A 14,274-nucleotide genomic window follows, 5' to 3' on the forward strand; every position below is an offset into this window, starting at 1 on the left:
GCGTGAGATCGGTGAGACAGTGTTCGCGCTCGGCCTGCACCAATGCGGCCGTGGCGACGCTCACGTACGTGTACGCGGACTCGACCGCGGTCTTGGGTCCGCTGGCGCACCTGGCCGAGCCCCACAGCTACGACCTGTGCGCGGAGCACGCCGAACGGCTGACCGCGCCGCGCGGGTGGGAGGTGGTGCGCCTCATGCCCGAGTTCGAGGACGCGGGGCCGAGCCCCGACGACCTGTCCGCGCTGGCCGACGCCGTGCGCGAGGCCGGCCGCCGGCGTCGTCCGGCAGAACCGCCGACGGTGACGGAGACGGCCCGCCGCGGCCACCTCCGCGTGCTGCGCGCGGACGACGACAACTCGGCCTGACGGTCGGCCGCGCTGTGGCCGGCGTGCCCGCGCCGGGCTGATCGGCAAAAGGGTCGGTGATCGGCAGAAGGTCAGGTGATCGGCACCCCGGGGTGCCGATCACCTGACCTTCTGCCGATCATCCGAACCGCGTGGTCGAACCGCGCGTCGTCCGGCGTGCAGCGCCGCGGCGGGTCAGGGGACCCAGGCGCAGACCGCGTGGCCCGCGCCCGAGAGCTCCAGGTTGCCGGCGTCGTGCGGCACGAAGACCGACTCGCCCTGCGCCAGGCGCTGCGGACCCTCCTCGGAGCGGTCGGCGGTGAGCACCAGCTCGCCGTCGAGGCACAGCAGGATGCGCGGCCCCGTCGCGGGCAGCGCCACGGGCTCGCCCGGGTCGACGTCGGCGGTGGTCAGCGCGAACTCCGTGACCGGCACACGGTAGGTGTGCACCTGCCCGCGGCTGCCCGCCGTCGTCACCTCGGGGGCGGACGGTTGTTGCGGGGCGAACACGGTGCACGCGACGAGGTTCTCCTCGTCCACGAGCTTGGTGGTCAGGCCCGCGCGGAGCACGTTGTCGGAGCTGGCCATGATCTCGATGCCGACGCCGGACAGGTAGGCGTGCACCACGCCCGCGGGCGTGAACGCGGCCTCGCCCGGCTCCAGCGAGAACCGGTTGAGCATGAGGGACGCGATGGCGCCCGGGTCGCCGGGGTGCTGCTCGGCGAGGTCGATCACGGTGCGGTCGGCGCGCTCGAACGGGGAGCCGGCCGCCAGGCGGGCCCGGACCGACTCGAGGGTCGCCTCGATGTCGGCGGCGCAGGCCTCGTCGGCACGCGCGGAGAGCAGGTGGTTGAACGCCTCACGCATGCCGTCGTGGCTGCGGTCGTTGAGCAGGGCCGCGCGGACGCCGGCGACCATGTCACCCGCCAGGCCCTCCAGCACGTCGAGGATGGTGCGCGGCGTGCGGAAGCCCGCCAGCCCCTCGAACTGCGAGAGCGCGACGATCATCTCGGGCTTGTGCTGGTCGTCCTTGAACGACCGCTTCGGCGAGGTCAGCGGCATCCCGGCCTTGTTCTCGCGCGCGAAGCCCTCCCGGGCCTGCCGCGGCGAGGGGTGCACCTGGAGCGACAGCGCCTTGCCGGCGGCCAGCACCTTGAGCAGGTACGGCAGGCGCGGGCCGAACTGCTCCGCGACCCGGTGGCCGAGCGTCTGCACGGGCGCCTCGCGGACCAGGCGGTCGAGGGCGACGTGGTCGACCTCGCCGTCGCGCGCGATCGCGCTGACGGACGGCGCGCTGGTGTGTGCGCCGAGCCACATCTCCGCCTGCGGTTCACCGTCCGGTTCCGCGCGGAGCAGGTGCGGGATCGCGTCGACGGATCCCCAGTCGTACCGCTGGATCGTGTTGGTCAGCGGGAGCGGGGAGTGGAACTGGGCAATCGCAAGCACCGCGCAAGGATAACCGTACGAAACATCCGGTTCCTGGACAGGGGTGGTCGGGGCACCCCGACCCGCGGATGGGGGGCACCCCTGATCGCGGTGGGCCGTCCGCGTTCCGTAGGCTGGCGGCGTGGCCATCGATCTGAGCACCCTCGTCAAGGCGTACGACGTACGCGGTGTCGTCCCCGACCAGCTCTCCCCGCACGTGGCGCAGGCCCTGGGGGCCGCGTTCGCCCGCGCGGTCGTCCTCGCGGACGCCGGCGCCGGTTCCGCGGACGCCGACGAGGCCGCGGCGGGCCGGCCCGCCATGGTGATCGGCCGGGACATGCGGGACTCCGGGCCGGAGCTGGTGGATGCGTTCGCGCGGGGCGTGACGGGTCAGGGCGTGGACGTCACGCTGATCGGGTTGTGTTCCACGGATGGTCTGTACTTCGCGTCGGGGCGGCTGGACGTGCCGGGCGCGATGTTCACCGCGAGCCACAACCCGGCGCGGTACAACGGGATCAAGCTGTGCCGTTCGGGCGCGCGTCCGGTGGGGCAGGAGACGGGTCTGGCGCAGGTCCGGGAGCTGGCGCAGGGGTATCTGGACGACGGGCTCCCGGAGCCGGTCGCCGAGCCGGGCCGGGTGACCGAGCAGGACGTGCTCGCCGACTACGCGGGGTTCCTGCGGGAGCTGGTGGACCTGTCCGGCGTGCGGCCCCTGAAGGTCGTGGTCGACGCCGGCAACGGCATGGGCGGCCTCACGGTCCCTGCCGTCCTGGGCGATGCCGCGGGCCTGGCGGGGCTGCCGGTGGAGGTGGTGCCGTTGTTCTTCGAGCTGGACGGCACGTTCCCCAACCACGAGGCCAACCCGCTGGAGCCGGCCAACCTGATCGACCTGCAGGCCGCCGTGGTGGCGAACGAGGCGGACCTGGGGCTCGCGTTCGACGGCGACGCGGACCGGTGCTTCGTGGTGGACGAGCGGGGCGGCGCGGTCTCGCCGTCCGCTATCACGGCCCTGGTGGGGCTCGCGGAGGTGACCAAGGAGCTGACCGCCGGCCGCACGCCGACGGTGATCCACAACCTGATCACGTCCCACGCCGTCCCGGACCTGCTGTCCGCGGCGGGCGCGGAGACGGTGCGCACCCGGGTGGGGCACTCGTTCATCAAGGCGCAGATGGCCCGGCACGGCGCGGTGTTCGGCGGCGAGCACTCCGCGCACTACTACTTCCGCGACTTCTGGTTCGCGGACACCGGGATGCTGGCCGCGCTGCACGTGCTGGCCGCGCTCGGGACGCAGGACCACACGATGTCGGAGCTGGCCGAGATGTTCGAGCCGTACGTCGGATCGGGGGAGATCAACTCGACGGTGCCGGACGCCGCGGCGGCGACCGAGCGGGTGCTGGACGCGTACCGGGCGGCGTATCCGGGGATCGTGGTGGACACCCTGGACGGGGTGACGGTCTCGCACTGGGAGTCGCACCCGCAGTGGTGGTTCAACCTGCGCGCGTCCAACACCGAGCCGTTGCTGCGGCTGAACGTCGAGGCGGCCGACCAGGACATCATGGAGAAGGTGCGCGACGACGTCCTGTCGCTCGTGCGTGATCCGGCCGCCGAGCCGGCCGAGGGAGAAGAGACACCGTGAGCACTGCCAAGACCGAGGCGCTGGAGCCGTGGGTGCGCGAGATCCTGCGCTGCCCCGTGACCGGGGCGACCCTGACGGACGGCGTCGGGCCCGGCGGCGAGCCGGAGCTGCACTCGACCGATCCCGAACGGCCGCTGGCCTACCCGGTGCGCGACGGCATCCCGGTGCTGCTGGAGTCGGACGCCCGCCCGCTCTGAGCGGCCGGACGGGCGAGCAGCCGGCCGGGCTCAGCCTGGCCGGATGCTCGTGAACCAGGACGACGGCACGTTGCCCGCCGAGGTCTTCGCGCCCACACGGGACCGGATCTGGTCGGCCTTGCCCGAGACGCTCCGGGTGGCGCCGTTCGGCGCCGTGGCCACGAGCCGCTTGACCTGACCGCTCGAGTACCGGTCCGTCACCTTGATCGACGCGACCCGGTCCAGGCCGAAGAGCTGCTGCGCCCTGGCCTGGCTGAGCGCCCGCTCCCAGCGCACCATGCCGTTGCCGGGGGCGGCCTTCGAGTACGGGTCCGTCTCGGACCGCTCGTAGGGCACGGCCGACGACCACACGTCCTCGGACCGGGCGCTGCGCCAGCCGTACCGGGAGCTCCCGCCGCTCGACGAGTAGTAGTGGGCGGCCACGGGCCGGCCGCCGTAGGTCAGCACGCTCGCCCGGCTGAGCGAGCGGGTGGTGGAGCTGACGGCCTTGCGCCAGTACGCGCTGCCCTCGCCCGAGGCCTTCTTCCACCCGGAGAACTGCTGGTCCCGGATGTCGTCCACGACGTGGCAGCGGCAGACCGCCTTGCGCTGCGCCGTCTCCAGCACCGCGTACGACCGGGCGACGACGGCCTGCGCGCGCAGCGCCTGCTGGCCCCCGGCGGAGCCCCACGAGGAGGGCATCTCGGCCACGCCGTACAGGTAGTCGGTGTTCAGCCGCAGCCGGTTGACGACGTTCGGCACCCCCTGCGACGCGCTGAGCAGGAGCCGCCCGTACCGGTAGGAGCCGTGCGCGCCCTTGACGCTCGCCGTCGCGGGGCTCGCGCCGGGTTTGTACGAGGGCGTCCCGGCCCACTGGAGCGTGAGCTCGTCGTGCCGGTGCAGCCTGCCGTCCGGCGTACGCACCAGCACGTCGCCCTTGGCCGTCGACACGTTCAGCGTGCCCGCCGGGCCGAAGGCCACGGTCCGCTCGCCCACGCGCAGCCGCCACCCGCCGCCGCGCACCGTGACCTTGGTCGCGCCCGCGTCGCCGTAGCTCGCGTACGAGTACGGGTCGGGCCCGTAGACCTGCACGTCGATCAGGGTCTTGGTGTTGACCCGCTTGGCCACGGTGCCCTGGTAGTAGTGCGCGAGGATGCCGGCGGCGGAGTGCCCGCGCCGGGACATCTCGTAGGCGCCGTACTGCGCCATCCCCACACCGTGCCCGAAGCCCGAGCCCTCGATGACGAACCGGTCGGGCACCGCCGCGCTCGCGGTGCCGGGGGCCGCGACGAGCGACGCCGCCGCGAGGACGACGGGGAGCAGGAGGTGGCGCCAGCGGTGCGGGCGACGCCGCCCGGGCTGGCGTTCGCGTCCGCCGCGCGGGGCGGGGGAGGGGACGGGTCGTTCGGCGCCGGCTCGTGTGCTCATGGTGATCTCTCCTCACTGCACTCTGCATCACGGCCCGCCGCTCGGCACCCGGGGTCACCCACAGGTCACCCGCCCTCACCCGAAACGGGTGATTAATGCCGCCATGGGTGCGGTGTCGCCCGGCCCTGCCTACGGTCGGGGCCATGAAGCCACTCGTGCGGCGAACGACCACGACATCCCTGGTACTCGTGCTCTCCGCCGGTGGCGTGCTGCTGCCGGCCGTCGAGCTGCCCCTTCCGGAGGCCTCGGCGGTGACACCGGAGGTCGACGAGGTCCGCGTGCGCGGCGTCGACCCCGCGGCGCGGCGCGACCCGAGCGCCCTGCGCGCGGCGCAGGGCCACGACGAGGCCCACGCGGACGCCCACCCGGACGCCCCCGCGGACGCGAAGGACGACGACGGTGGCACGGCCGGCGGCACGCAGTCGGGGTCCGCGGACGACGCCGGGGCGGCGCCCGGCCGGCTCGCGGCGCTGAGCCCCCGCACCGAGACCCTGGAGTTCCTCGTCGCCGGCGTCACCTGGGACGCCGGCTCGGACGAGGAGGTCACCGAGGTCGCCCTGCGCGTCCGGGAGGACGACGCCTGGGGCGCCTGGCAGTCGGTCGGCGTCGAGGAGGTCGGCGCCGACGGCGCGGGCGTCCCGGGCGGGCGGGCCGGGACCGAGCCGTTCCTGTCCGCCGGCGCCGACGCCGTGCAGGCCCGCGTGCGGACGGTGAGCGGGCGGACGCCGTCCGGCCTGCGTGTCGACGTCGTGGACCCGGGCGCGACGGCCGCGGACGCGAACGCGGGGGCGACGGCGCAGCCGGCGGGCTCGGCGAACGCGGCGACCGGTGACGAGATCCGGCCGGCACTGGTGCCGCGCAGCGGCTGGGGCGCCGACGAGTCGCTGGGCGAGGTGTGGCCCGAGGTGTCGGGCCGGCTGGACGCGATGTACGTGCACCACACGGCGGGCACCAACTCGTACAGCCGGAGCCAGTCGGCGGCGATCGTCCGCGGCATCTACGCCTACCACACGCAGTCCCGGGACTGGCCGGACATCGGCTACCAGTTCCTCGTCGACCGGTACGGGACGGTGTTCGTGGGACGCCGGGAGGCGGCGACGGACAACCCGATCGGCGCGCAGGCCGGGGGCTTCAACACCGGCACCATCGGCATCTCCGCGATGGGCAGCTTCGACTCGGCGTCCCCGACGTCGTCCCTGCTGCGCAGCCTGGAGCGCGTCCTCGCGTGGAAGGCGTACCGCTACCACATGCCCGTGACCGGGACCGTGGGCCTGCCGAACGGCGGCAGCTCGGGATCCGGCACGCGCAGCGACCCGGGCGACGTGGTGCGGGTGCCCCGCATCCTCGGCCACCGCACCACGAACTTCACCGCGTGCCCCGGGACCCGCCTGGCCGAACGGCTCCCGGCGATCCGCCGGGCGGTGAACGCGATGAAGAACGCCGCGCTCGACCGCTATGGCACCGTGCGCTTCACGACCGGCACGATCACGGCCCGGGCCGCGAAGGGGAACCAGTACCCGATCCAGTGGCCGGCCCGCACGCGGTTCCACTGGGCCGCCGAACCGGGGGCGGTGCGCTACCAGGTGCTGGAGCGGTACGCCGGCTACCGGTCGCCCATGCCGAACGAGCGCTACTGGCGGCGGATCGTCACGGTGACGGGCACCTCGGCCAACCTGTACGCCGCCGAGGGGCTGTCGGTGCAGTACGCCGTGCGGGCGGTCGACCGCAACGGCCGGCTCGGCCCGATCTCGCACCTCGTGCGCACCACCCGCCCCGTGCCGTTCGCCTCGATGGCCCGCACCACGGGCACCTGGGCGCTGGTGCGCAACGGCTCCTACTACCGGGACCGGGCGTGGTCCACGGTGCACGCCGACAGCCGGCTCGTGGTGTCCGACGTCGAGCGCGTGACGCAGGTGCGGGTCATGACCGCGACGGCGCCCGGGCGCGGGCGGCTGGCCGTGTACGTGGGGTCGACCCGCGTGGGCGTGCTCGACACCGACCGGCCGAGCGCGGCCCAGCGGGTCCTCACTGTCCGCCTCCCGCGGACCATGTCGGGGCGGGTGACGCTGCGCACGCTCGACGACGCCCGGGTGCGGGTCAGCGGGGTGGCGTTCGTGCGGTGGTGAGCCTGCCAGGAAGCACTTCACGGAGGGGGTAGGGACCGCCTGTATCCTCGTGGGCGTTCATCCGCCCCGAAAGGTTGGTTCCCGTGAAGCACCTCGTCCTGCACGTCGGCGCGCACAAGACCGGTACGACGCTCGTGCAGAAGGCCCTCCGTGCGAACCGTGAGGCCTTCGCGGCGCGTGGTTACGACGTACTCATCCGCAACGAGTACGAGAACCTCACCGAGGGATACCACTCCCGGTGGCGCCGGCAGGGCGGCAGCCTCCGCAACGTGACCCGGGCCTTCGAGATGGTGCGGAACGCGGCGACGCAGGACAGCCTGATCATCTCGCACGAGGACCTCCTGGCCTCGGTGCACTCGTTCCGGACCGGCCCGCTGTACGCGCCCGCCGGCGACGTCCTGGGGATCGCCCAGGAGGTGCTGCGGCCGGAGCGCACCACGGTGCTGCTGTACGTGCGCCGCCAGGACCGGTTCGTCGAGAGCTCCTACCTGCAGACCGTGCGCGTGGGCTCGACCCAGTCGTTCGAGGAGTTCATGAAGCCCGTGACCTCGGACAACCTGCGGTGGGACACCCTGGTCGAGACGATCAAGGGGGCCGTCCCCGCGGACGCCGAGGTGCGGGTCAACTACTTCGAGGGCATCAAGGAGCTGCACTCGCGGCCGTTCGTGCGCGAGTTCTACCAGCAGACCGGTGCGGGTGTGACACCCTCGTTCTCCTTCAACACCGAGGCCGTCAACCGCGGGTACTCTGACGCGGCACTGAAGCTTGCGCTCGTCGGCAACGGCGAGCTCGACGCGGAGGACCGCCGTAAGCTCCGCCTGTTCCTCGACGCCAACTTCTCGAACGTGACGCACCCGTCGCCGCTGCTCCTGACGCCGGAGCAGCGCGAGCAGATGCTGACCGAGCTCGCGCCGTCCAACAAGGCGCTGCACGGGATGGTGACACCCGGCATCTCGCAGGCCGCGGCGGACCTCGCGGTGAACAAGGGCGAGTCGCCGTACCTCCGCGGCGGGAAGTGACCCGCACCGCGACATGACGTTCCGTCGCCCAGGGGGCGGCGGGCTTGGCAGATCTGACCACACTGATCAAGGATGGTTCCCGTGCATTCCAAGACCCGGCGCGTGACACGATGAAGCGACTTCGACTGTTCCATTTCGACATCAAGACGTACGGCAACTACGGGGACACCCTGCTGTTCGAGACCGTGCGCGAGCTCTTCGAGGGCTTCGCGGGCGGGGACGCCTTCGAGATCGTCCAGAGCCGACAGCTGCGCGACCCCGTGACCGCGCGTCTGGTCGACTTCATCAACGAGAACGTCGACGCCGTCGTCGTCGGCGGTGGTGGCCTGTTCCTCAGCGACACCAACCCGAACCAGCGCTCCGGCTGGCAGTGGAACATCTCGCTGGACCTGCTGCGCCGCATCGAGAAGCCGCTCATCATCTTCGCGGTGGGCAACAACCGCTTCATCGACCAGCCGGACTTCGAGGACCCGTTCCGCGAGCACGTCAACCTGACGCTCGAGAAGTCGGTGTTCTTCGGTCTGCGCAACCACGGCTCGGTGGAGACCATCAAGCCGTACATCACGGAGTCCAACCGGGACCGGGTCACGTACCAGCCGTGCCCGACGACGCTCTCGTCGTTCCTGTACCCGGACCTGTTCCGCGACGAGATCCCGCACGAGCGCCGCATCTCGGCCGAGTCGATCGTGGGCAAGCGCCAGGCGCGCGCCGGGTTCGACGCCGACAAGATCTACGCCGACCAGGTGGACGTGCTGGCCAAGCTCTCGGGCGAGGGCTGGCGCATCGAGAGCGTGCCGCACGCCCGCGCTGACATGGGCTTCCACGACCGGCTCACCGAGCGCGGCATCGTGGACAGCGAGCATGTCCTGTGGGGCAACCGCGACGTGCTCTACCAGGGCATCGAGTACTTCGCCGGCCTGCCGATGATCCTGGGCACCCGCGGTCACGCGCAGATGGTGCCGTTCGGCATGGGCGCGATCCCGCTGTCCCTGTACGTGCACCACAAGATCCGCTACTTCGCGACCGACATCGGCCACGCGGACTGGGCGATCGACCCGCGCGCGGACGGCTTCCAGGACACCCTGTACCGCACCATCAACGAGGCCTACGAGCGCCAGCCGGAGCTGCGCAAGGAGCTGGCGGGCGTCCGCCAGGGCTTCTTCGACACGTCGATGGACAACCTCTCGACGATCTACAAGAACCTCACGGGCGAGACGGTCACGCCGTCCTTCCGCGCGCTGACGCCGCAGGAGCGCCGTACCGCGGCGCGGGCGTACGACTCGTCCATGCGGTTCGACAAGCTCGAGCAGGACAACGGCCGGCTCAAGCGCGAGCTGAACAAGGCCCGTAAGGACCTCGAGGCCGTGGGCGGTCCCCGCAAGCAGCTCGTCCCGGACGGCCTGCGCCGGCGCCTGCGCCCGCTGCGCAAGCGCCTCATGGGCGGCTGACCTGAGGTGAGCCGAAGCGCCGGGGTGGTCCGCCGACCGCCCCGGCGCTTCGTCGTGCGCGGAAATCCGGGCCGTCGGGCCCGCCCGCGCGTACTCTCGGTGCGATGAAGCACCTCGTGCTCCACGCGGGCGCTGCCAAGACCGGCAGCACGCTCGTGCAGAAGGCCCTCAACGCCAACCGGGAGAAGCTCGGGGCGAAGGGCTACGCGGTCCTGGTCCGCCACGACTACGAGACCGCCACCGGCGGGGCGCACGCCCGGTGGCGCCGCAAGGGCGCCGGGATCGAGAACGTCGGCCTCGGCTTCGCGCGGCTGCGCGACCAGCTCGACCACGAGAGCCTCGTGCTGTCGCACGAGGACCTGTTCGCGACGGTGCAGTCGTTCCGCGACGGGCCGGTCTACCGGGCCGCGGGCGACGTGCTGCGCCTCGCCCTCGACGAGCTGCGCCCCGAGCGGGTCACGGTGCTGTTCTACGTGCGCCGGCAGGACCGGTTCGTGGAGAGCGCCTACCTGCAGACCGTCCGCATGGGCTCCACCCTCACGTTCGAGGAGTTCATGGAGCCGGTCGCCGACGAGTACCTGCGCTGGGACGTGCTCGTCGACCGGATGCGGGCGGCGCTGCCCGACGGCGCGGACCTGCGGGTCAAGTACTTCGAGAGCATCAAGACCCTGGGGTCGCGCGGCTTCGTGCGGGACTTCTTCGCGGCGACCGGCGCGGGCGTGCCGCCGACGTTCTCGTTCAACACCGCGAGCGTCAACCGGGGCTACTCGGACGTGGCACTCCAGATCGCGCTCCTCGGCAACGGCCTGCTCGAGAAGCAGGACACGCGGGAGCTCCGCCACTTCCTGGACGCGCACTTCTCCAACCTGACGCACCCGCCGCCCCGGCTCCTGACCCCGGAGCGGCGGGCCGAGCTGCTCGCCACGCTCGCGCCGTCGAACGAGGCCCTGCACCGTTGCATCGGCGCGGACGGCACGTCGCCGTACCTGCCCGGAGCCGGCTGACGTCGCCGCTCACACACCGGGTGACGTCGTCGCGGTCCCCGCGCAGGTCGGGCGGCCCGCGGTTATATTCCCCTCAGAGGGGGCAGCCGCGCGATGTGAGGGGACCATGCGACGTCTACGCCTTCTGCACCTCGACCTCAAGACCGTCTACAGCTACGGCGACCAGCTCCTCTTCGAGCTCGTCCGCCAGACCTTCAACTCCTGGGGCGGCGGTGAGCAGTTCGAGCTCACGAGCAGCAGCCCGTTCCGCGAGCGGGCGACCACCGCGTTCGTGGACGACATCAACGAGCACTTCGACGGCGTGGTCATCGGCGGCGGGGGCATCTTCCCGCGGCGCACCAACGCCACCCCCGCCTCGGGCTGGCAGTGGAACATCACCACGGAGCTCCTGGCGCGGCTGAGGAAGCCGATCATCGTGTTCGGCGCCGGCAACCCGGCCCCGTTCGACCCGGAGCGGTACAACGAGGTGTTCCGCAGGCACGTCAACCAGACGATGGCGCAGAGCGTCTTCTTCGGGCTGCGCTCGACCGGCGCCGTCGAGGACATGCGCGACTGGCTGGAGGCGCCGGAGGACGCCCCGCAGCTCACGCTGCAGCCGTGCCCGACGACGATCGCGCGCGTGCTGCTGCCCCGCCTCGCGAGCGAGCCCCCCGACGAGGACGCACGGCGGATCGGTATCCAGGTGGGCCTGGAGGCGGCGCACGTGAGCTCGGGTCTTGAGCCCGATGCGATCTTCCCGCGCCTGCGCGACCTCGTCCGGGCGCTCCAGGAGGACGGCTGGGCCGTCGAGTTCCTGGGCCACAAGCGCACGGACATGAAGTTCTTCCAGGAGTACGGCGCCGAGCTCGGGCTGGTGGGGCACCGGCTGTTCGGGAGCACCCGCGTGCTGTTCGAGGGCGTGCACACCTACGCGCACCTGCCGCTGGTGCTCGGGGCACGCGGTCACTCGCAGATGATCCCGTTCGGCCTGAACAACATCCCGCTCTCGCTGAGCACCAACAACAAGATCAAGTACTTCGCCCATGAGATCGGCCACCCCGAGTTCCTGGTCGACCCGTGGCGGAGCGACTTCGCGACCGACGCGTTCGCGCGGATCGACGAGGCCGACCGGAAGCGCGCGGTGCTGCGCGCGGAGCTCGCGGCGACCCAGCAGCGCTTCGTCGACACGACCCGGCACAACCTCTCGGTCATCTACGAGCGCCTCACCGGGGAACAGGTCGACGCCGACCTCGTGCCCTACAGCGAGCGGGAGCTCAGCCTCGCGCAGGCCTGCTACGACGCGGACTTCGAGCGGCGCCGGCTGGCCGAGGAGGCCCACGCCGCGCAGGCCGGGGCACGGGCGCAGGGGCCGGCGGGCGGCGCGGCCGCCGCGCGCACGGCGCGGCCGACCCGCTCGGCGGCGCACGCGGCCTCCGGCAAGCAGGGGTCGCTGGCCACCTTCCGCCGGATCGTCCGGGCCGGCCGCCGCCGGGCCCGGCGCGTCCTCAACCGGTGACGCAAGAACCCGTGGGGCGGGAACCGTCCGGTTCCCGCCCCACGGGCTGCGTCGTGCTCGGTTCCGCTCCGGGCGAGTGCCTCGTTCCTCGGCCCTCACCCTGCGCTGCGCCTCCGGCTCAGGCTCTGCTTGTCTGTCGCCTGAGCCTGCGGCTCCGCTCCGGGCGAGTGCCTCGTTCCTCGGCCCCCACCCTGCACTGCGCCTCCGGCTCAGGCGAGCTTCTTCTTGATGGAGCGTGCCTGCGCCAGCATCATGTCCTTCATCACGCTGCGGCGCGGGTCGATGGCGTACGCCTGCTTGAGCACGCGCGCGCAGTCGTCGTGCCGGCCCAGGCGGCGGTACGCCTTGGCCAGCTCGCGCAGCTCGCCCGACGTCGGCTGACGCTCCGCGATGACGCCCTCCAGCAGGCGCACGGCCTCGTTCGCCTTGTTGGTCCGGTTGGCGAGCTGGGCCTGCCGGAACGGGCTGCTGCTGCCGGCCTCCGGCGGCTTGCCGCCGGCCGCGGTGTGGCGCAGCTCGCGCACCAGCTCGTTCTTCTCCCAGTCGGAGAGGTAGTCGAGCCAGGCGTAGTCGAGCTGGTCGTACCGCTCGCCCTTGGACGTCGGCTCCCACGGCTTGCGGCCCACGTAGTGGAGGACCTTGACGTCCTCCTCGTTGAACACCTGCGGGTGGTGGGAGTAGATGCGCTTGGTGGTGTTGTACTCCAGCGGCAGCTTGCGCCAGTCCGAGAAGAACTGGTTGAGGAAGCCCTGGTCGCCGCCGTCGTAGGACGTCGTGTGGCTGAGCTGCGACATCATCTTCTCGAACATGCCGTGCGACGGGTTCACGGCGAAGACGCCGGAGTTGAACACGTTGCCGTCGGGCAGGTCCAGGCCGGCGTCCGGCACGGCGGCGAAGTCGTCGCCCTCGAACAGCTCGTCCAGGCTGCCCTTCACGACGGTGTCGCTGTCGAGGTAGACGACCCGGTCGAAGAAGTCGAGCCGGAACACGTGCAGCTTCGTGTACGTCATCGCGAAGCGCGCCTGGATCTTGTTGCCGCCCGAGTTCATCGGGTTGCGGATGCCCGGGACCTGGATGGTCCGGATGTCGCTCGCGGCCAGTGCGCTGCGGTCGGCGTCGGGCGTGACGAGCGCGATGAGCGGGACGTCGGAGTGCTCGCGCAGCGAGTTCGCGAGGGCGCGCGCGCCGTGGTGGTACGAGCCGGAGACCACGGTGACGTACGCGCACTTGCGCCCGCCGATCTCCTTCCACAGCGGACCGCCGACCGCGGGGACGATCACGGAGGTGTCCTCGCCGACCTCGGGGAGCTCGAGGTCCACCGTGTCCTTGGAGGCGGCGAGCGTCGGCACCGCCTCGGGCGTCAGGTGCGGGCGCTCCGTCAGCTCGTCGGCCGGGGGCACGAACAGGTGCAGCGTGTCGGACTGGCTCACCGAACGGATGGTCGCGTCCGGGAACTCGGCGAGGCAGGAGCGCAGGAACGCGAGGTCGGAGTCGAGGCCGTGGGCCGACTCGTAGCCCGGCGTGAGGTCCTTGTCCTTGAGCGCGGACTCCGCGGCCTGCGTGACCGTGTAGCCGTAGCGGCTGTCCTTGGACTCGTAGAGGTCGACACCCGCGAGGTAGATCTCGCGGAAGCCGACCCCGAGGCCGAACGCCAGGGCCTGCATGCCCGTGGTGGGCAGGCCGGGCCGGCTCATGAAGGCGCGGGCGAGGCGGGGGTGCCGCGCCGGGATGGACCAGGAGTCCAGCTCCTCGACGCCGGCGAGCGGGTCCAGGCCGTACTTGTCCCCGTCGCGGTTCGCGGCGTGCCGCATCGGGCTGAGGATCCGGCGGACGTCGTAGCGTCCCGAGCGGACCTCGTCCTGCAGCAGCTTCTCCAGCTTCTCGTTCGGGATGGCGCTGAAGTACGCGTCGACCCGGTCACCGAAGTGGTAGTTGCTCTCCAGGAAGAACCAGTTCATCCGGAAGACGACCACGTCCGCCGGGATCCGGTGATAGGGAGGCATGGCCGACGACGGCCCGTTGCCGACGATCAGCAGGGGCCTGTCGATCAGGTCGGCGAACGATGCGATCTCCGCGTCGCCCGGTTCACGGCCGAGCGGCACGCTCCGCATGGTGGGCATCGAGATAACTCCCTTTCGGTGTACTGAGACCGGTTGAGTCTAACGGCGATGTG

Annotated in this window: 11 protein-coding genes; 8 read left to right on the plus strand and 3 right to left on the minus strand. The window is 71.9% G+C overall.

The window, feature by feature from the left end; genetic code table 11:
- Positions 1-2 precede the first annotated feature (2 nt).
- Positions 3-365, plus strand: coding sequence for a DUF3499 domain-containing protein (locus ACH45N_RS23895; protein ID WP_026366101.1), 363 nt, complete (start codon positions 3-5; stop codon positions 363-365).
- 174 nt (positions 366-539) lie between these two features.
- On the opposite strand, the gene manA is transcribed toward ACH45N_RS23895, so the two are convergent.
- Entirely contained in the window at positions 540-1,790 is a 1,251-nt protein-coding gene (manA, locus tag ACH45N_RS23900) for a mannose-6-phosphate isomerase, class I (RefSeq protein WP_397398445.1), read from the minus strand.
- A gap of 121 nt (positions 1,791-1,911) precedes the next feature.
- On the opposite strand from manA, the gene ACH45N_RS23905 reads away from it, so the two are divergent.
- Together ACH45N_RS23905 and ACH45N_RS23910 are read left to right on the plus strand one after the other, a co-directional pair.
- Positions 1,912-3,405: a phosphomannomutase/phosphoglucomutase gene (locus tag ACH45N_RS23905; protein ID WP_397398446.1), complete on the plus strand. Its 1,494-nt coding sequence runs from the start codon at positions 1,912-1,914 to the stop codon at positions 3,403-3,405.
- Complete coding sequence (locus ACH45N_RS23910; RefSeq protein WP_377227869.1) at positions 3,402-3,602, plus strand: Trm112 family protein; 201 nt, start codon at positions 3,402-3,404, stop codon at positions 3,600-3,602. The genes ACH45N_RS23905 and ACH45N_RS23910 overlap by 4 nt, the downstream gene beginning before the upstream one ends.
- 30 nt (positions 3,603-3,632) lie before the next feature.
- On the opposite strand, the gene ACH45N_RS23915 is transcribed toward ACH45N_RS23910, so the two are convergent.
- Entirely contained in the window at positions 3,633-5,009 is a 1,377-nt protein-coding gene (locus ACH45N_RS23915; RefSeq protein ID WP_397398447.1) for a SpoIID/LytB domain-containing protein, read from the minus strand.
- Positions 5,010-5,152: 143 nt separating this feature from the next.
- Between ACH45N_RS23915 and ACH45N_RS23920 the strand changes: the two genes are divergently transcribed.
- From ACH45N_RS23920 to ACH45N_RS23940, 5 genes are all read left to right on the plus strand, one after another.
- The gene (locus ACH45N_RS23920) at positions 5,153-7,135 is read left to right on the plus strand and encodes an N-acetylmuramoyl-L-alanine amidase (RefSeq protein ID WP_397398448.1); all 1,983 of its coding nucleotides are present in this window, start codon (positions 5,153-5,155) and stop codon (positions 7,133-7,135) included.
- 83 nt (positions 7,136-7,218) lie between these two features.
- Positions 7,219-8,154 (plus strand): hypothetical protein, encoded by a 936-nt coding sequence (locus tag ACH45N_RS23925; RefSeq protein ID WP_397398449.1) that lies wholly within the window; start codon positions 7,219-7,221, stop codon positions 8,152-8,154.
- 110 nt (positions 8,155-8,264) lie between these two features.
- Entirely contained in the window at positions 8,265-9,602 is a 1,338-nt protein-coding gene (locus tag ACH45N_RS23930) for a polysaccharide pyruvyl transferase family protein (protein ID WP_397398450.1), read from the plus strand.
- Between the two features lie 104 nt (positions 9,603-9,706).
- Positions 9,707-10,606, plus strand: a complete 900-nt coding sequence (locus tag ACH45N_RS23935) for a hypothetical protein (RefSeq protein ID WP_397398451.1) — start codon at positions 9,707-9,709, stop codon at positions 10,604-10,606.
- A 106-nt stretch (positions 10,607-10,712) separates the two neighbouring features.
- Positions 10,713-12,101, plus strand: coding sequence for a polysaccharide pyruvyl transferase family protein (locus ACH45N_RS23940; protein WP_397398452.1), 1,389 nt, complete (start codon positions 10,713-10,715; stop codon positions 12,099-12,101).
- Between the two features lie 209 nt (positions 12,102-12,310).
- On the opposite strand, the gene ACH45N_RS23945 is transcribed toward ACH45N_RS23940, so the two are convergent.
- Positions 12,311-14,221, minus strand: coding sequence for a glycosyltransferase (locus ACH45N_RS23945; protein ID WP_397398453.1), 1,911 nt, complete (start codon positions 14,219-14,221; stop codon positions 12,311-12,313).
- Positions 14,222-14,274 lie beyond the last annotated feature (53 nt).

This window comes from Promicromonospora sp. NPDC019610 (assembly GCF_044389365.1).
Taxonomy (GTDB): Bacteria; Actinomycetota; Actinomycetes; order Actinomycetales; family Cellulomonadaceae; genus Promicromonospora.